General features: G+C 72.3%; 17 protein-coding genes. 13 read left to right on the top strand and 4 right to left on the bottom strand.

Translation table 11 applies throughout. From position 1 onward, the window contains the following. Positions 1-37: 37 nt before the first annotated feature. Both ACSSS0_RS20695 and ACSSS0_RS20690 read right to left on the bottom strand, forming a co-directional pair. On the bottom strand, positions 38-1,009 hold the full coding sequence (locus tag ACSSS0_RS20695) for a CDP-alcohol phosphatidyltransferase family protein (RefSeq protein WP_487229466.1): 972 nt from the start codon (positions 1,007-1,009) through the stop codon (positions 38-40). After that, on the bottom strand, positions 1,006-1,671 hold the full coding sequence (locus ACSSS0_RS20690) for a phosphatidylserine decarboxylase (protein WP_487229465.1): 666 nt from the start codon (positions 1,669-1,671) through the stop codon (positions 1,006-1,008). The genes ACSSS0_RS20695 and ACSSS0_RS20690 overlap by 4 nt, the downstream gene beginning before the upstream one ends. Before the next feature lie 139 nt (positions 1,672-1,810). On the opposite strand from ACSSS0_RS20690, the gene ACSSS0_RS20685 reads away from it, so the two are divergent. The 7 genes from ACSSS0_RS20685 to ACSSS0_RS20655 all read left to right on the top strand — a co-directional run bounded on the left by ACSSS0_RS20685 (position 1,811) and on the right by ACSSS0_RS20655 (position 7,784). Continuing rightward, positions 1,811-2,521, top strand: a complete 711-nt coding sequence (locus ACSSS0_RS20685; protein WP_435986133.1) for an ABC transporter ATP-binding protein — start codon at positions 1,811-1,813, stop codon at positions 2,519-2,521. After that, positions 2,518-3,297, top strand: coding sequence for an ABC transporter permease (locus ACSSS0_RS20680; RefSeq protein ID WP_487229464.1), 780 nt, complete (start codon positions 2,518-2,520; stop codon positions 3,295-3,297). The genes ACSSS0_RS20685 and ACSSS0_RS20680 overlap by 4 nt, the downstream gene beginning before the upstream one ends. Before the next feature lie 122 nt (positions 3,298-3,419). Beyond that, entirely contained in the window at positions 3,420-3,875 is a 456-nt protein-coding gene (locus ACSSS0_RS20675; RefSeq protein ID WP_487229463.1) for a DUF2231 domain-containing protein, read from the top strand. Between the two features lie 61 nt (positions 3,876-3,936). Further along, entirely contained in the window at positions 3,937-4,902 is a 966-nt protein-coding gene (locus tag ACSSS0_RS20670) for a COX15/CtaA family protein (protein WP_435986136.1), read from the top strand. Between the two features lie 111 nt (positions 4,903-5,013). After that, positions 5,014-5,724, top strand: coding sequence for a response regulator transcription factor (locus ACSSS0_RS20665; protein ID WP_487229462.1), 711 nt, complete (start codon positions 5,014-5,016; stop codon positions 5,722-5,724). Then, positions 5,721-6,761, top strand: coding sequence for a sensor histidine kinase (locus ACSSS0_RS20660; protein WP_435986138.1), 1,041 nt, complete (start codon positions 5,721-5,723; stop codon positions 6,759-6,761). Before ACSSS0_RS20665 ends, ACSSS0_RS20660 begins: the two co-directional genes overlap by 4 nt. Before the next feature lie 9 nt (positions 6,762-6,770). Continuing rightward, positions 6,771-7,784: an NUDIX hydrolase gene (locus ACSSS0_RS20655; protein ID WP_487229461.1), complete on the top strand. Its 1,014-nt coding sequence runs from the start codon at positions 6,771-6,773 to the stop codon at positions 7,782-7,784. 61 nt (positions 7,785-7,845) lie between these two features. Here ACSSS0_RS20655 and ACSSS0_RS20650 read toward each other — a convergent pair whose 3' ends face one another. After that, positions 7,846-8,820: a heme o synthase gene (locus ACSSS0_RS20650; RefSeq protein ID WP_435986140.1), complete on the bottom strand. Its 975-nt coding sequence runs from the start codon at positions 8,818-8,820 to the stop codon at positions 7,846-7,848. Positions 8,821-9,009: 189 nt separating this feature from the next. On the opposite strand from ACSSS0_RS20650, the gene tkt reads away from it, so the two are divergent. From tkt to pgl, 6 genes are read left to right on the top strand one after another with little or no spacing between them, the layout of a single operon-like run. Next, on the top strand, positions 9,010-11,373 hold the full coding sequence (tkt, locus tag ACSSS0_RS20645; protein ID WP_487229460.1) for a transketolase: 2,364 nt from the start codon (positions 9,010-9,012) through the stop codon (positions 11,371-11,373). 5 nt (positions 11,374-11,378) lie between these two features. Further along, a complete protein-coding gene (gene tal, locus ACSSS0_RS20640) occupies positions 11,379-12,491 on the top strand; it encodes a transaldolase (RefSeq protein ID WP_487229459.1) in 1,113 nt (370 codons plus the stop codon). Then, on the top strand, positions 12,488-14,128 hold the full coding sequence (locus ACSSS0_RS20635) for a glucose-6-phosphate isomerase (protein WP_487229458.1): 1,641 nt from the start codon (positions 12,488-12,490) through the stop codon (positions 14,126-14,128). Before tal ends, ACSSS0_RS20635 begins: the two co-directional genes overlap by 4 nt. Then, positions 14,125-15,666 carry a glucose-6-phosphate dehydrogenase gene (zwf, locus tag ACSSS0_RS20630; RefSeq protein ID WP_435986144.1) on the top strand — a complete coding sequence of 514 codons (1,542 nt, stop codon included), beginning with the start codon at positions 14,125-14,127 and terminating at the stop codon, positions 15,664-15,666. Before ACSSS0_RS20635 ends, zwf begins: the two co-directional genes overlap by 4 nt. After that, positions 15,663-17,105 carry a glucose-6-phosphate dehydrogenase assembly protein OpcA gene (gene opcA, locus ACSSS0_RS20625; protein WP_487229457.1) on the top strand — a complete coding sequence of 481 codons (1,443 nt, stop codon included), beginning with the start codon at positions 15,663-15,665 and terminating at the stop codon, positions 17,103-17,105. Before zwf ends, opcA begins: the two co-directional genes overlap by 4 nt. After that, the gene (gene pgl / locus ACSSS0_RS20620) at positions 17,102-17,836 is read left to right on the top strand and encodes a 6-phosphogluconolactonase (RefSeq protein WP_487229456.1); all 735 of its coding nucleotides are present in this window, start codon (positions 17,102-17,104) and stop codon (positions 17,834-17,836) included. Before opcA ends, pgl begins: the two co-directional genes overlap by 4 nt. A 141-nt stretch (positions 17,837-17,977) precedes the next feature. Here pgl and ACSSS0_RS20615 read toward each other — a convergent pair whose 3' ends face one another. Further along, on the bottom strand, positions 17,978-18,328 hold the full coding sequence (locus tag ACSSS0_RS20615; RefSeq protein WP_082081065.1) for an RNA polymerase-binding protein RbpA: 351 nt from the start codon (positions 18,326-18,328) through the stop codon (positions 17,978-17,980). Positions 18,329-18,332 lie beyond the last annotated feature (4 nt).

The raw sequence follows: 18,332 nt of genomic DNA, 5'->3' as shown, positions 1-18,332 counted from the left end.
ACTCCAGTTAGGGCGTCCTTACCGCCCTACGCCGGGCTCAGCGGTCGTCGTCGTCCCCGTCGTCGTCGTCATCGTCGTCGTCCAGGCCCGGCGGCATGATGACCGACGGCATCCGCGTCCGTGGCGGCGCGACGGCGTCCTCGCCGAACCAGCGCCTGCGCAGCGGCGCCGTGACCCAGCCCAGCGGGCAGGTGAGGACGTAGCCGTAGGCGAGCGCCATGCCCGTCGCCCCGGGGAGGAGCACGAGCCCGAGGACGACGACGATGCCGAGCGGGACCGTGATCCGCAGGTGCCGCGGCGAGAGCAGGTCGCGGAAGGAGCGGAAGCGGAACGACGAGGCCATGAGAGCCGCCGGGACGACCCCGGCCACGACGGGCACGAGGGGCGCCCAGTCGTAGAGCGGCTCGCCGATGGCCAGCACCGTCGAGATGACGACGCCGGCCGCACCGGGACTGGCGAGACCGACGAAGTAGCGCTTGTCGGCGAGCGGGTCGATGGTGACGTTGAAGCGGGCCAGGCGGTAGGCCGCGCAGGCCAGCCAGAACATCGCCCCGGCCCAGGCCCACACCGGGTAGGCCGGCAGCGCCCACGTGTAGACGAGCACGGCAGGTGCGATGCCGAACGAGATGAGGTCGGCGAGCGAGTCGAACTGCAGGCCGAACGGCGTGATGGCACCGACCGCGCGGGCCACCGCGCCGTCGCAGATGTCGAGGACGATCGAGATGCCGACGAGCACTGCGGCCGCCCGGAAGTGCCCCTGGAACGACAGGAGCACCGAGGAGAAGCCGCACAGCATGTTGCCGAGCGTGAAGAGGCTCGGCAGGGTCGCGCGGGCTCGGACGCGCGGGTTGAGCCGCTCGAGCGGGATGACCCGGGCGCCCGTGGCCGACACGAGCCGGATCCGCCGGCTCACGCGGTCGCGCCGGCGGGGGCGCTCGTCGGAGGCGGAGGCGGAGGCGGAGGCCGCGTCGGAGGCGGCGTCGGAGGCGGAGGCCGCGTCGCCGCTCACGAGGCGTCCGCCGCCGGGAAGCGGCCCAGCACGGTCTCGCCACCGATGGCGCGCTTGCCCTTGGTGACCTCCAGCTGCACCTCCGGCGGCACGAAGACGTCCATCCGGGAGCCGAACTTCATCAGGCCCATGCGCTCACCGGTGGCGATCTCGTCACCGGGCTCGATGCGGGTGACGATGCGTCGCGCGAGCTGGCCGACGAGCTGGCGGTAGACGACACGGCGAGGGCGGCCGGCGACGACCCGCTCGACGATGATCTCGCTGCGCTCGTTCTTCGTGGCGCTCTCGGCACGGTAGGCGGCGAGGAAGCGCCCCGGCGTGTGGGTGACGTCGATGACGCGGCCACCGTAGGGCGAGCGGTTCATGTGCACGTCGAGCAGCGAGAGGAAGATGCTGACCTGCTGCCAGTCACCGGGCGGGGCGATGCCCGGCTGCGGCTCCCCCACGTGCATGACGATCCCGTCGGCCGGGGCCAGGACCACGTCGGGGTCGGCCACGGGCGTGCGGTCCGGGGTGCGGTCGGGATCGCGGAAGAAGAGGGTCACCCCTGCGGTCAGCAGGCCGAGGGCGGCGGTCGTGCGCGGTCGGCGGGCCAGCGCGGCGATCACCGTGGGCACGGCGGCCATCGCGGTGAAGGGCTTGGCGGCTGGGTCGATCTTCACGGGTGGGGTCTCCGTCAGGGTCGAGTGGGGCGAGCAGGTCGAGTGGCGCGGGCGCAGCTGGGCACGGCGGAGGGGTACGCCGGTGGCGACCGAGGTGCGGTGACCGGGGTCGTCGGCACCGAGCCTAGACTCATGAGCCATGACCGATGCGGTGACACTGTCCGACCTCCGCCGCACCTTCGGTCAGGTGTCGGCCCTCGACGGGCTGACGTGGACGGCCCCCGCCGGGCGCATCACCGCGGTGCTCGGCCCCAACGGCGCCGGCAAGACGACCGCCATCGAGTGTGCCGTGGGGCTCGCGCGACCCGACGGCGGCACGGTGCGCGTCCTCGGCACCGACCCGTGGCAGGCGGACGCCGACCACCGGGCGCGCGTCGGCGTCATGCTCCAGGCCGGCGGGCTGCCCAACGGCACGAAGCCGCTGCGGCTGCTCCACCACCTCTCCCGCCTCTACGCCGACCCCGTCGACGTCGATGCGGTGGCGCGGCGCCTCGGCGTCACCGACTTCGCCTCGACGACGGTGCGCCGGCTCTCGGGCGGCCAGAAGCAGCGCCTCGCGCTCGCCGCGTCGCTGCTCGGTCGGCCCGAGGTGCTCTTCCTCGACGAGCCGGCGGCCGGTCTCGACCCGCACGGCAGGCTCGACGTGTGGGAGCTCGTGGCCGAGCAGCGCGACGCCGGCACGACCGTCGTCGTGACGACCCACTCCTTCGAGGAGGCCGAGCGCCTCGCCGACCACCTCGTCATCATGAACGCCGGACGCACCGTCGCCGAGGGGACCCCTGCCTCGGTGACCGACGGCCGCTCCCTCGAGGACGTCTACTTCAGCCTGACCCGCAAGGGAGCCGCGTGAGCACCTCAGCCACCCCGACGACGCCGACCGCCGCGGCCGCCGCCGCTCCCCGCCGCCGGGTCCTCGCCCAGGCCGGGTTCGAGGTCGGGAGCCTGCTCCGCAACGGTGAGCAGCTCCTCGTCTCCCTCGTGCTGCCGGCCATGGCGCTCGTCGGGCTCAGCGTCACGACGTCACCGTCGCTCGGCCCGGGCACGCGCATCGACGTGGCCACGCCGGGCGTCATCGCCCTCTGCGTCATCTCCGCGGCCTTCACCGCACAGGCGATCTCGACGGGGTTCGACCGGCGCTACGCCGTGCTGCGCTACCTCGGCGTGACGCCGCTCGGACGGGGCGGGCTCGTCGCGGCCAAGGTGCTGGCCACGCTGGCCGTCGAGGTGCTCCAGATCGGCGTCATCTCGGTCCTCGGCCTCGTCCTGGGCTGGCGACCCGAGGTCGCCGGGATCGCGTATGCCGTCCTCTTCGTCGTCCTCGGCACGTGGGCCTTCGTGGCCCTGGCCCTCCTGCTCGCCGGGACCCTGCGGGCCGAGGCCGTGCTCGCGATCGCCAACCTCGTGTGGGTGCTGCTGCTCGCGGTCGGCGGCGTCATCGTGCCCCGGTCGGAGCTGCCGGCGGGACTCTCGCACGTCGTGGGCTACCTGCCGTCGGCGGGCCTGGCCGACGGGCTCCGGTCGGCCCTGGTGGACGGGCAGCTGAACCTTTTCGCGCTCATGGTCGTCCTCGCGTGGGGACTGGTGGCGACGGTCCTCGCGGCGCGTCTCTTCAGGTTCGACGACTGACCGGACGACACTGGCCGCAGCACGACCGCACGACCGCACGCCCGCACGGAGCAGCCGCACCACCCACCCATGACCCCGACCGGCCCGGAGGCGACGTGTTTGACTACATCTTCGGACTTCCGATGCACGCTCTCGTGATCCACGCGGTCGTCGTCCTCGTGCCGCTCTCGGCGCTGTGCGCGATCGCCTACGTCGTGCGCCCCGCGTGGCGACGACTCCTGCGCTGGCCCACGGCCGCCGGTGCCCTGATCTCGGGCGTCTCGGCGTTCGTCGCGGCCGAGAGCGGCGAGGCCCTGCAGCGCCGGGTGTCCGCCGTGCGAGCGAGCACGACCGACGTCGACCTGCTGCGTGAGCACGTCGAGTGGGGCGACCGTGCCAAGCTGTTCTGCCTGCTCTTCATGGTCCTCACCCTTGTGGCCCTGTGGTTCGCGCGTCCGCCGGAGGAGGAGTCGCCGCGCGGCCACGCCTTCGACGTCATCATCGGCACGCTCGTCGTCCTGTCGGCCGTGGCCGCCATCATCACCGTCGTCCTGGCCGGCCACGCGGGATCCCAGGTGGTCTGGAACGGCCTCGCCTGAGCGCGTCCCCGCGACACGGGGCGATGCGGGGGGACCGGGCCGTGCGGCATACCCTTGCGGGGTGTCCTCCACGCCTACCGTGACCGACGCCGACCCGGCGACCGGTCTCAGCCGTCTCGCCCGGGCCGCCGGCCGTCTCCCCGCCGCCCCCTCCCGTTGGGTGCGTCCGCTGCTGCTGGCCAACCTCGTCGGCGAGGTCGGCATCGTCGTGACCGGGGGCATCGTGCGCCTCACCGGCAGCGGGCTCGGGTGCAGCACGTGGCCGGAGTGCCAGCCCGGCTCGTTCACGCCGGTCCGCACGCCCGAGAGTGAGTTCCACGACCTCGTCGAGTTCGGCAACCGCACCCTGACGAGCGTCGTCACCGTGCTCGCGCTCGCGTCGCTGTGGGTCGTGCTCACGCACTGGCCTCGACGCCGTCGGCTGCACCGCGTCGCCATCGGCGTCCTCGCCGGCATCCCCGCGCAGGCCGTGCTCGGCGGCATCACCGTCCTGACGGGCCTCAACCCGTGGACCGTCATGTCGCACTTCCTGCTCTCCATGGTCCTCGTCTCGCTGTCGACGATGCTCGTGCGCGGTGCGCAGGACGACGTGTCCGGCCCCGGCGAGCTCGTCGTGCACCCGCTCGCGCGAACGCTGGCCCTCGGCACGAGCGCCGTGGGGGCGGTCGTGCTGCTCCTCGGCACCGTCGTCACCGGCTCGGGGCCCCACTCGGGCGACGCCGACCGTCCCGCGCGCACGGGCTTCGACCCGCGGTTCGTGTCGTGGATGCACGCCGACGCCGTCATGCTCTTCTGCGGTCTCGTCATCGCGACCCTCGTCGCGGTGCGCATCACGGCGACCACCGACGAGGCCCGCCGTGCCTGGACCATGGTGCTCGTCGTCACCCTCGCGCAAGGACTCATCGGCTACGTCCAGTACTTCACGAAGCTGCCCGAGCTGCTCGTCCTGCTCCACATGCTCGGGGCCAGCCTGCTCGTCGTCGCCCTGACCTTCGGCGTCCTCGCGACGAGACGCCACCCGGTCTGACCGCACCGACCGCACCTGACCGCACCTGACGCACCCGACAACCGGACGACGTCACCGGACCGCAAGGACTTTCGCGGTCCCCGCAGGACCGTCGCTCCGTAGGCTGATGGCGTGCCCACCGTCCTCGTCGTCGACGACGACCCCACCCTGCGCGAGGTCGTCGCCGGCTACCTGACCCGCGCCGGGCTCGACGTCCTCGAAGCACAGGACGGCCACGACGCGCTGGCCGTCGCCCGGGACCGCTCCCCCGACCTCGTCGTGCTCGACCTGACCCTGCCCGGGCTCGACGGTCTCGAGGTCTTCCGCAGGCTGCGCTCGGAGCGCGGCGACCTGCCCGTCGTCATGCTGACCGCCCGGGGCGAGGAGTCCGACCGGGTGCTCGGCCTCGAGATCGGCGCTGACGACTACGTGACCAAGCCGTTCAGCAGCCGCGAGCTCGTGCTGCGCATCCAGTCGATCCTGCGCCGGGCGACGCCCGCCACCACCCCGCCCGCCGCGACCACCCTCGTCGACGACGACCTGCGGGTCGACACCCGACGCCACCAGGCGTGGCTCGGCGACGGCCTGCTCGCCCTGACCAGCCGCGAGTTCGACCTGCTCGCCCACCTCATGGCGCACCCGGGCACCGCCTTCTCCCGGCGCGAGCTGATGGAGCGGGTGTGGGGCTGGGAGTACGGCGACGAGTCCACGGTCACCGTCCACGTACGCCGTCTGCGCGAGAAGGTGGAAACCGATCCCGCGCGACCGGTCCGGCTGCAGACCGTGTGGGGCGTCGGCTACCGCTGGGACGGCGCGGCTCCCGCGACGGCGGCCGGGCCGTGATCGCCGAGGCGGCGCTGCTCGCCGCGCTCGCGGCCGTCGCCGTCGGGACGGTCGGGGCCCTCGTCGTCCGGGCGCTCGCCGCCCGGTCGCTCGTCGCCGCCGCCGTCGTCGCACCCGTCGTCGTCATCCTCAGCGTCGCGCTCGGCGTCGTCGTCACGGCACGCGCGATGTTCATCAACGAGCACGACCAGGCCGTGGTCCTCGTCGTGACGGCGACCTCCCTTCCCATCGCGGCCGTCTTCGGCTGGCTCATCGCCCGGCGGGTGCAGGAGCTGATGCGCGCCTCCGCCGAGGAGGCCGCCGAGCGCGACCGTGACCGGCAGGTCGAGGAGAGCCGCCGTGAGCTCGTCGCCTGGGTGTCGCACGACCTGCGCACGCCGCTCGCCGGCATCCGTGCGATGGCCGAGGCCCTCGAGGACGGCCATGCCCCCGCCGACGGGTCGTATCCCGCACGCATCCGGTCCGAGGCCGACCGCATGTCCGACATGGTCGGCGGGCTCCTCGCCCTGTCCCGCCTGCAGTCCGGCACCCTGCGGCTCGACCGCGCGCCCGTCGACCTCGGCGACCTGGTCTCCGACGCCCTCGCCTCGGCGCGCGTCCTCGCGGACCGCCGTGGGGTGCACGTGGCCGGCTCCGCCCCGGCCGACTCCGTCACCGCCTCGGCCGACGCGGGCGAGCTCTCGCGGGCCCTCGCCAACCTCGTGACGAACGCCCTGACCCACACCGACGCCGGCGGTAGTGTCGACATCTCGCTCGCGGCCGACCACGACGTGGCTCGCATCGCCGTCGCGGACGGCTGTGGCGGCATACCTCAGGACGAGCTCGACCGGCTCTTCGAGCCGGGCTGGCGCGGCACGAGCGCCCGGACGCCGGCGGCAGGAGTCGGCGCCGGCCTCGGCCTCGCGGTCGCGCGCGGCATCGCCAGGGCGCACGGCGGCGACGTGACCGTGACCAACGTCCGCCCCGGCTGCCGGTTCGAGCTGACCCTGCCCCTGTCGGGCCCCCTCACCCAGCCGCTGCCGGGCGGTCATCCCTAGGCTGGGGCGGTGACCGACCAGCCGACGCTCCGTGAGGGCGAGCTCGTGCTGCGGCCGTGGACGCTCGACGACAGTGACGCCACCCGGCCCCTGCACGACCGCGAGATCGCCCGCTGGTTCGACTTCCCCGCGGTCGAACCGCCCCCGGACGAGCACCGGGCGTGGATCGAGCGCACCCACACCGAGTGGACCGCGCGGTCCAAGGTCACCTACCTCGTCGAGTGGCGCGGGCGCGCCGCGGGCACCGTCGACGTCCGGGTGCAGGACCCCGGGGTGGGCGTCCTGTCCTGGGCGGTCTTCGCGCCCTACCGCGGCCAGGGGCTCGCGTGGCGGGCCGTCCGCCTCCTCGTCGAGTGGGCCTTCGACGCGCTCGGCCTCGAGCGGGTCGAGGCGCACGTCAACCCCGACAACCGCGCGTCCGTGCGCACCGCGCTGCGCGCCGGACTACGGCGGGAGGGCCGCCTGCGGGGCAACGCGACCCTCGCCGGGCTCCGGCAGGACACCGTCGTGCTCGGTCGGCGTCGCGACGACGCCCACCCGGACACGCGTGAGGGCTTCACGGCCATGCTCGACTCCACGCTGCCGACCAAGCGCGCCATCGCCCAGGGCGTCCTCCACTCGGACGCGGGTCACCTGCTCCTGTGCGAGCTCGTCTACAAGCGCGAGTGGGACCTCCCCGGCGGCGTCGTCGACCGGCACGAGTCCCCCGCCGCCTGCGTCGTGCGCGAGGTCCGCGAGGAGCTCGACCTCACCGTCACGGCGGGGCCGCTCCTCGCCGTCAACTGGCTCCCCGCGCTGCACGGATGGGGTGACGCGACGGTCTTCGTCTTCGACCTCGGCATCGTCGGGACCGACGTCGTCGAGGGGGTGCACCTGCAGCAGCGCGAGATCCGCGACATCCACTGGACCGGCCCCGACGACTGGCCGGGTCGGGTCGCCCCCTACAACGAGCGGCTGCTCACCGCCCTGCACGGGCACGAGGGCGGGACCCTCTACCTCGAGGACGGCACGCCGAGCCCCTAGCGAGCCCCTAGCGAGCCCCTGACCGCGCCACGCGGCATACGCCCGCTGTGGGCGCCTCCGGTCAGGAGAAGAACGGCAGCGGCAGGTGCCAGATGGGGTCGAGCGCGACACCCACGAAGAGGACCGTGAGGTACGTGATCGAGAAGTGGAAGAGGCGCATCGGCTTGAGGACGTCCTCGGCCGCACCAGCCTTCGCCTTGGCGAGGAGGCGGTGCGCCTCGGTGAGGAAGAGAGCACCGGCGACCACGGCGGCCGCGGTGTAGACCCAGCCGACCTGCTGGACCGGCACGAGCGCGAGGGACGTCAGCACCATGGCCCACGAGTAGGCCACGATCTGGCGCGCGACGACGACGAAGCGCTCGACGACCGGCAGCATCGGCACGTGGGCCGTGGCGTAGTCGTCCTTGTAGCGCATCGACAGCGGCCAATAGTGCGGCGGCGTCCAGAAGAAGATGACCATGAAGAGGATGAACGCCGACCAGCTGAGCGAGTCGGTCACGGCCGACCAGCCGATGAGCACCGGCATGCAACCCGCGGCACCGCCCCAGACGATGTTCTGGGCCGTGCGGCGCTTGAGCAGGAGCGTGTAGCCGAAGACGTAGAAGAGCAGTGCCCCGAGGGCGAGCCACGCGCTCAGCCAGTTGACGAGCAGGCCCAGCCAGACCGTCGAGACGACAGCGAGCGCCACCCCGAACACGAGGGCGCCGCGCGGGCTGACCGTGCCGGTGACGAGCGGCCGGCGGCTCGTGCGGTGCATGACGGCGTCGATGTCGCGGTCGATGTAGCAGTTGAGCGTGTTGGCCGCTCCGGCGGACAGCGTGCCGCCGACCACGGTGACGACGACGAGCCACAGGTCGGGCACGCCCTGCTCGGCCAGGAACATCACGGGGATGGTCGTGATGAGGAGCAGCTCGATGATCCGCGGCTTCATCAGCGAGACGTACTGTCCGAGGAGGAACTTCAGCCCACTGCCGTCGGGACCGTGCAGCGCCGAGAGGTCGGCGCGGGGGTCCACCGTTGTCACTGAGATCCTCACCGCTGGTACGTCGCTCCGACCCGCTGGGTACGTGAGCATTGCGTCGCAAGTCTAGACCGTCACTGCGGACGGCCGGCACCGCACCAGGAGAACGCTGTACCGACCCCCGGGCGAGGTGTCGTCCCTCACAGCGCGGGCACTAGGCTCGTGGCCGTACGTGATCAACCCTTGTTGAAGGAGACCCGTTCCGTGCCCACTGCTGCGTCCAGCACCGCCACGAAGGCGAAGAAGCCCACCCGATCCGGCACCACGCGGACGGCGAAGACGAAGGGCCTGCTGGCACAGCGCGACCCGGGTCTGCCGCTCCCCGTGGCGAAGAAGGCCGGCTGGAACGACCTCGACGTCCGCGCGGTCGACACCACGCGTCTGCTCGCCGCCGACGCCGTCCAGAAGGTCGGCAACGGCCACCCCGGCACGGCCATGTCGCTCGCGCCGCTCGCGTACCTGCTCTACCAGAACGTCATGACGCACGACCCCTCCGACCCGGCCTGGCTCGGACGCGACCGGTTCGTGCTCTCCTGCGGGCACTCGAGCCTGACGCAGTACATCCAGCTCTACCTCAGCGGCTACGGCCTCTCCCTCGACGACCTCAAGTCGCTGCGCACGTGGGGCTCGCTGACGCCCGGGCACCCCGAGGTCCACCACACGCCGGGTGTCGAGATCACGACCGGCCCGCTCGGCTCGGGCCTCGCGTCGGCCGTCGGCATGGCCATGGCGCAGCGCCGCCAACGCGGCCTCTTCGACCCGGACGCCAAGCCCGGGACGAGCCCCTTCGACCACCACGTCTACGTCATCGCCTCCGACGGCGACATGCAGGAGGGCGTGTCCCACGAGGCCTGCGCCCTCGCCGGCCACCAGGAGCTCGGCAACCTCACCGTCGTCTACGACGCCAACCAGATCTCCATCGAGGACGACACCGACATCGCGTTCAGCGAGGACGTCGCCGCGCGCTTCGAGGCCTACGGCTGGCACGTCGTGGAGGTCGACTGGCGCAAGGACGCCGACGGCGCCACCTACGTCGAGGACGTCGACGCCCTGCTCGCCGCGATCCGCTCCGGCGACAAGGTGACGAACAAGCCGACCCTCGTCGTGCTCCACACGATCATCGCGTGGCCCGCACCGACGAAGCAGAACACCGGCAAGTCGCACGGGTCGGCCCTCGGTGACGAGGAGATCAGCGGGACCAAGGAGCTGCTCGGCTTCGACCCGAAGAAGACGTTCGTCGTCGAGCCCGCCGTCCTCAAGCACGCCCGCGACGTCGTCAAGCGCGGCAAGGCCGCCCACCGCGAGTGGGACAAGGCGTACAAGGCCTGGCGCAAGGCCAACCCCGACCGCGCGGCCCTGCTCGACCGCATCCTCGCGGGCCAGGCCCCGGCCGGTCTCGCCAAGGCCATGCCGACCTTCCCCGCCGACGAGAAGGGCGTCGCGACCCGCGCCGCCTCCGGCAAGGTCCTCACCGCCATCGCCGACGTCATGCCCGAGCTCTGGGGCGGCTCTGCCGACCTCGCCGAGTCCAACAACACGACGATGGAGGGCCAGCCCTCCTTCATCCCGACCTCGAAGCAGACGTCGACGTGGAAGGGCGGCCCGTTCGGGCGCACCCTGCACTTCGGCATCCGCGAGAACGGCATGGGCATGATCCTCAACGGGATCGCGCTCGAGGGGCTGACCCGTCCCTACGGCGGCACCTTCCTCGTCTTCTCCGACTACATGCGCCCCGCCGTGCGTCTGGCCGCGATCCAGCAGGCACCCGTGACGTACGTCTGGACGCACGACTCCATCGGCCTCGGCGAGGACGGCCCGACCCACCAGCCGATCGAGCACCTCGCGGCCCTGCGCGCCATCCCCGGCCTCGACGTCGTCCGCCCGGCGGACGCCAACGAGACCGCTGCGGCCTGGGCCCAGATCCTGACGAACACCGACGGCCCGGCCGCGCTCTGCCTGACGCGCCAGCCCGTCCCGACCTGGGACCGCACGACGTACGGCAAGGTCAGCGGCGTCGCCAAGGGCGCCTACGTCCTCGTCGAGGAGTCGCGCGCCGGTGACCCCGACGTCGTCATCGTCGCGACCGGCTCGGAGGTGCAGCTCGCGGTCCAGGCCGCCGAGCGCCTCGAGAAGTCCCGCATCGCGACGCGCGTCGTGTCGATGCCCTGCCGGGAATGGTTCGAGAAGCAGACCCGTTCCTACCAGGACAAGGTTCTGCCGCCGGCAGTCCGGGCCCGCGTCAGCGTCGAGGCGGGGATCTCGATGGGCTGGCACGACATCGTCGGTGACGCCGGACGCATCGTGAGCATCGAGCACTTCGGCGCCTCCGCCGACCAGGCCACCCTGTTCCGCGAGTTCGGCATCACCGCCGACGCCGTCGTCAAGGCCGCCAAGGACTCGATCAAGGCCGCCAAGGGCGCCGCGACGAAGGCCCCCGGTGTCACCGAGACCAACCCGGCCCGCGCCGCCCAGAGCGCCTCCACCGATGTCATGGGTGGCGACGCGCACACCGGCAGCGGCAACGCCGCCGGCGCGGCAGCCGCATCCGCTACGAGCAAGGGGAAGTGACCAGCATGACCAACCCGAACACCCAGGCCCTCTCAGAGGCCGGCGTCTCCATCTGGCTCGACGACCTGTCCCGCGAGCTCATCGAGACGGGCAAGATCTCCGAGCTCATCGACGAGCGCAACGTCGTCGGCCTGACGTCGAACCCGTCGATCTTCCAGGCCGCCCTCTCCAAGGGTGAGCGCTACAACGACGACCTCGCCGCGCTGACGAAGGACGGCAAGGACGTCGAGGAGGTCGTCTTCGAGCTGACCACCTCGGACGTGCGCCGCGCCTCCGACCTCTTCCTCCCGATCTACGAGTCGACGAAGGGTGTCGACGGCCGCGTCTCCATCGAGGTCGACCCGCGCCTCGCCCACGAGACCGACAAGACCGTCGAGCAGGCCAAGCAGCTGTATGCCGCGGTGGACCGCCCGAACGTGCTCATCAAGATCCCCGCCACGAAGGCCGGCCTCCCGGCCATCACGGCGACCATCGCCGAGGGCATCAGCGTCAACGTCACGCTGATCTTCTCGCTCGAGCGCTACCGCGCCGTCATGAACGCCTACCTCGAGGGCCTCGAGAAGGCCCACGCCAACGGTCACGACCTCTCGACGATCCACTCCGTCGCCTCGTTCTTCGTCTCTCGCGTCGACACCGAGATCGACAAGCGACTCGACGCCATCGGCACGCCCGAGGCGCGCGCCCTCAAGGGCAAGGCCGGGCTCGCCAACGCGCGCCTCGCCTACCAGGCCTTCGAGGAGGTCTTCTCGACGCCGCGCTGGGGCTCCCTGGCCGAGGCCGGCGCCAACGTGCAGCGTCCGCTCTGGGCCTCGACCGGCGTCAAGGACCCGGCCTACCCCGACACGATGTACGTCGACGAGCTCGTCGCCGCCGACGTCGTCAACACGATGCCCGGCAAGACGCTCGAGGCGACGGCCGACCACGGCGACATCCACGGCGACACGGTGACGGGCGGCTACGAGCTGGCCGCCAACGTGCTCGACGACCTCGAGCGCCTCGGCGTCTCCTACACGGAGGTCGTCGACCTGCTCGAGACCGAGGGTGTCGACAAGTTCGAGAAGGCCTGGGGCGAGCTGTTGGACGGCGTCACCGCGGAGATGGAGAAGGTGACGGCATGAGCTCGCTGTCCGTCAGCGCATCGGGAGCAGCGGCGGACGCGATCGGGAGGCACGTGCCGAGCCTCGTCGACGACTCCGTCGCGAGCCGCCTCTTCGCCAAGGACGCCACGCTGTGGGGTCCCGACGCCGAGTCCGAGTCGCGGATCCGCCTGTCGTGGGTGGGTCTCCCGCGCTCTTCGCGCCCCCTCGTCGGCGAGATCGCGGCCTTGCGGGACTCCTTCGTCGAGCAGGGCCTGACCCATGTCGTGCTCTGCGGCATGGGCGGCTCGTCGCTCGCGCCCGAGGTCATCTGCGCGACGGCCGGCAAGCCGCTCGTCGTGCTCGACTCGTCCCAGCCCGACTACGTCCGTCGCGCGCTCGGCGACGACCTCGAGCACACCGTCATCGTCGTCTCGAGCAAGTCCGGCTCCACCGTCGAGACCGACTCACAGCGCCGTGCCTACGAGCAGGCGTTCACCGACGCCGGCATCGACCCCGCGTCGCGCATCGTCGTCGTCACCGACCCGGGCAGCCCCCTCGACGAGGAGTCGCGGGCCAAGGGCTACCGGGTCGTCAACGCCGACCCGGACGTCGGTGGCCGCTACTCGGCGCTGACCGCCTTCGGCCTCGTGCCGAGCGGGCTCGCCGGTGTCGACGTCGAGGCCCTGCTCGACGAGGCCGAGTCCGTCGCCGACCTGCTGGCCGCCGACGACGACGCCAACCCGGGCCTGCGCCTCGGCGCCGCCATGGGCGGCACCGACCCGCTCCGCGACAAGCTCGTCCTCGTCGACGACGGCTCCGGCATCGTCGGGTTCGCCGACTGGGCGGAGCAGCTCATCGCCGAGTCCACCGGCAAGAACGGCACCGGCGTCCTCCCGGTCGTCGCCGGAGGCGAGCAGGACCCGGAGGTCGCCTGGCCCGCTGCCGACGTCACCGTGGCGCGTCTCGTCGCCGCCGACAGCGAGGCGATCCCATCCGACGACGTGGCCTCGGAGGTACGCGTGGGCGGCGCCCTCGGTGCCCAGCTGCTCCTGTGGGAGGTGGCGACCGCCGTCGCCGGCCGCCTGCTCGGCATCAACCCGTTCGACCAGCCCGACGTCGAGAGCGCCAAGAAGGCAGCTCGTGCCCTGCTCGACCAGGGGACGGGCGCGAGCGCCGACCCGGCTGCCACGGAGGGTGCCATCGAGATCCGCGCGCTGGGTGGTCCGAGCGACTGGCTCGGCGACGCGCAGACCGTCCCCGCGGCCCTCGACGCCCTCTTCGCGCAGCTCGACCCGGAGCACGGCTACGTCGCCGTCATGGCCTACCTCGACCGGCTGGCCGACGCCGACCTCGCCGAGTGCCGCGTCCCGCTGGCCCGCCGCACCGAGCGTCCGACGACGTTCGGCTGGGGCCCGCGCTTCCTGCACTCGACCGGCCAGTTCCACAAGGGCGGCCCGGCCGTCGGCGTCTACCTCCAGGTGACCACGGCGCCCAAGGAGGACCTCGCGATCCCCGGACGCGAGTTCACCTTCGGTGACTTCATCGCCTCGCAGGCCGGCGGCGACGCCGCGGTCCTCGCCGACCACGGTCGCCCGGTCCTCCAGCTGCACCTGACCGACCACGACGCAGGGCTCGCGCAGCTGCGCGAGGCGCTGCTGGCCGGGGGCCGCGCATGAGCCCGGCGCGCATCTCGCACGGGAACAACCCGCTGCGCACCGCCGAGGACAAGCGCATCCCCCGGATCGCCGGACCCTGCGGTCTCGTGCTGTTCGGGGTGACCGGCGACCTCGCCCGCAAGAAGCTCATGCCGGCGATCTACGACCTCGCCAACCGCGGACTGCTGCCGCCGGGCTTCTCGCTCGTCGGCTTCGCGCGGCGCGACTGGGCGACCCAGGACTTCGGCCAGGTCGTCCACGACGCCGTCAAGCAGCACGCTCGCACCCCGTTCAGCGAGGACGTCTGGCGCAACCTGTCCGAGGGATTCCGTTTCGTGCCCGGCACGTTCGATGACCCCGCGGCGTTCGACCTGCTCGCCAAGACGGTCGAGGAGCTCGACCGGGACCGCGGCACCGGCGGCAACCACGCCTTCTACCTCTCGATCCCGCCGGGTTTCTTCGCGACGGTCTGCGAGCAGCTCGAGCGCTGCGGCCTGACCACCGCCGAGGGCGACAGCTGGCGACGGGTCATCATCGAGAAGCCGTTCGGCCACGACCTCAAGAGCGCACAGCAGCTCAACGAGATCGTCGAGGGCGTCTTCCCGCCCGACTCGGTGTTCCGCATCGACCACTACCTCGGCAAGGAGACGGTCCAGAACCTCCTCGCCCTGCGCTTCGCCAACCAGCTCTTCGAGCCGGTCTGGAACGCGAACTACGTCGACCACGTGCAGATCACCATGGCCGAGGACATCGGCATCGCGGGTCGCGCGGGCTACTACGACGGCATCGGTGCGGCGCGCGACGTCATCCAGAACCACCTGCTCCAGCTCCTGGCCCTCACGGCCATGGAGGAGCCGGTCTCCTTCGACGCCAAGGACCTTCGCGCCGAGAAGGAGAAGGTGCTCTCGGCGGTCCGCCTCCCTGCGGATCTCGACAAGGGTGCCGCGCGCGGGCAGTACGCGACCGGTTGGCAGGGTGCCGAAGAGGTCGTCGGCTACCTCGACGAGGACGGCGTCGACCCGAAGTCGGTCACCGAGACCTTCGCTGCGGTGACGCTCGAGGTCGACACCCGCCGCTGGGCAGGTGTCCCGTTCTACCTGCGCACGGGCAAGCGTCTCGGCAAGCGCGTCACCGAGATCGCGGTCGTCTTCAAGCGGGCACCACACCTGCCCTTCGAGCACACCGCCACGGAGGAGCTCGGCCAGAACGCCATCGTCATCCGGGTGCAGCCCGACGAGGGTGTCACCATCCGCTTCGGCTCCAAGGTGCCGGGTGCCCAGATGGAGGTCCGCGACGTCACCATGGACTTCGGCTACGGCTCGTCGTTCACCGAGGCCTCGCCCGAGGCGTACGAACGCCTCATCCTCGACGTGCTCCTCGGCGACCCGCCGCTCTTCCCGCGGCACGAGGAGGTCGAGTCGTCCTGGCGGATCCTCGACCCGCTCATGAAGCACTGGGCCAAGGCCGGCAAGCCGGAGCAGTACCCCGCAGGCACCTGGGGTCCGCCCTCGGCGGACCACATGCTCGAACGCGACGGACGAACGTGGAGGATGCCGTGATCCGCGACCTGACCGACACCACGACGACAGGGATCAGCAAGACCCTCGTGCGCCTGCGCAACGAGGTCGGCGCCCTGGCGCTGGGGCGGGTGTTGACGCTCGTCGTCGTCGTCGAGGACACCGACGCCGGGCACGCCATCGAGGTGGCCAACCAGGCGAGCCGCCAGCACCCCTGCCGCATCGTCGTCGTGATCCCCGGCGACCGACGAGGCAAGAACCGCCTCGACGCGCAGATCCGCCTCGGCGGTGACGCGGGTGCGAGCGAGATCGTCGTGCTGCGGCTGTACGGCGCACTCGCGAACCACGGGCCCAGCGTCGTCGTGCCGCTGCTGCTGCCGGACTCCCCCATCGTGGCGTGGTGGCCCGGCCAGGCTCCCGCCGACGTCGCCAAGGATCCCATCGGTGCGATGGCCCAACGCCGGATCACCGACGCCGCCGAGCACCACAACCCGCGGCTCATGCTCAAGAAGCGCGCGGCCAACTACGCGCCGGGCGACACCGATCTCGCGTGGACCCGCCTGACCCGCTGGCGCGGCCTGCTCGCAGCCGCCCTCGACCAGCCGCCCTACGAACCGATCACCGGCGCCGTCGTCAGCGGTGCGCCCGACTCCCCGTCGTCGGACCTCCTCGCGGGCTGGCTCTCACGCCGGCTCAAGGTGCCCGTGCACCGGGTGTCGACGCCACGTGGCTCGGGGATCAGCTCGGTGCGGCTGGAGCGCAAGAGCGGTCCGATCGACCTCGTGCGACCCGGCGACGACGTCGCCACCCTCTCGCAGACAGGTCAGCCAGACCGGCGGATCAGCCTGCCCCGACGCGAGCTGCCCGAGTGTCTGGCCGACGAGCTGCGACGCCTCGACCCCGACGACGCCTACGAGGACTCGCTCCTGCACGGCATCCCGGCGCTCCAGCCGGTGCGTCTCACCGCAGCCGCCGCGGCCAAGGTCGGCAAGGCTCCGGACCCTGCGGAGTCCCGCCGCCTCGCGGCTCGCCTGGGCCGTGACGAGTCGGCGCAGGAGGCGAGCGCGATGATCACGGCTCCCCCGGCGCCCGAGCACGCCGAGACCGCCGACGTGCACGCGGCCACCGCGCGCAAGCTCGCCGGCAAGCGGACGCCCCGCGAGAAGCAGGCCGCCAAGAACCGCAAGGCGTCGACGGGGACCGAGACGGCGTCCACGGGCACGGCAGCGACGAAGCGGGCGCCGGCCAAGCGGGCGACCACCAAGCGGGCGACGACGACCACGCGGACCGCGGCGAAGAAGACTGCCGCGAAGACGGGTGGCGCCGCCAAGAGCACGACGAAGAAGACCGCGTCGCGCACCACGGCCGGCACCCGCAAGGCCACGGCCCGCAAGGCGGCGACGAAGACCGCCGCCAAGAGCACGGCGAAGAGCACGGCGAAGAGCACGACGAAGTCGGCGAGCGGGACGGCGACCTCGTGACCGCCGAGCCCCGCCTCGTCGTCCATCCGGACAAGCAGTCCCTGGCCGACGCCGCAGCCGCCCGGTTCGTCACCGCGCTCCTCGATGCCCAGACCCGCAACCCCGAGGCCCAGGTGGCGCTCACCGGGGGGTCCATGGGCTCGGCGATCATCGCCTCCGTCCTGACGACGCCGGGTCGCTCGGCCGTCGACTGGTCACGGGTGCGGGTCTGGTGGGGCGACGAGCGCTACCTGCCGGCGGGTGACCCCGACCGCAACGACACCCAGAACGACGAGGCCGGGCTCAGCGCGCTGGGGCTCGACCCGGCCAAGGTGCACCGGGTGGCCGGCCCCGACGCGTCGGAGAGCGCCGAGGCCAGCGCCGAGGCGTACGCCCGCACCATCCGCGAGCACGGCCAGAAGGCGTGGGACGTGGTGCTCTTCGGCGTCGGCCCGGACGGTCACGTCGCCTCGCTCTTCCCGCACCACCCCGCTCAGAGGGTCACCGACGCCATCGCGGTCGCCGTGCACGACTCGCCGAAGCCCCCACCGGACCGCGTCAGCCTCACCTTCGAATGCTTCGAGCGCTCCCACGAGGTGTGGTTCCTCGTCTCCGGGGGCGACAAGGCCGACGCGGTCAAGGCCGCGCTCGACCCCGCTGCGGACCGATGGGACGTCCCGGCGTCCGGACCCGCGGGCACCGAGGCGACGCTGTGGCTCGTCGACGCCGACGCGGCCTCGGTCCGCGGCTGACCGACGCGGCCGGCAGCGCCGCCCACGGGACGGCATACACCCGCTGACCGCACGCGCGGGCAGACGGCACACACGACGAAGGGCCCGGGAGGATCTCCCGGGCCCTTCGTCGTCAGGTCACCCGCAGGGCGACCCGTGAGGTCACTGGATGAGGCCGCGCTCGCGCAGCGTGCTGAGGGCCTCGTCGAGGATGGCGGCGCCGTCGGCGTCGCTGCGACGCTCCTTCACGTAGGCGAGGTGCGTCTTGTAGGGCTCGACCTTCGGCGGAGCCGGAGGGTTCTCCTTGTCCTGGCCGGCCGGGAAGCCGCAGCGCGGGCAGTCCCACGTCTCGGGCAGCACCATGCCGGGCTCCTCGGCGAAGCTCGGACGCGTCTCGTGCCCGTTGGAGCACCAGTAGGAGATGTGGACGCGAGGGGCGGCGTCGCCGCGCTCGGCCTCGCCCATCGGGCCGGCGCCGACCCGGCTTCCACGAATGGCGTTACCGCTGGCCATCTGT

This window comes from Terrabacter sp. R4-6, from assembly GCF_057529065.1.
This window is presented reverse-complemented; position numbering and strand designations above follow the sequence as displayed.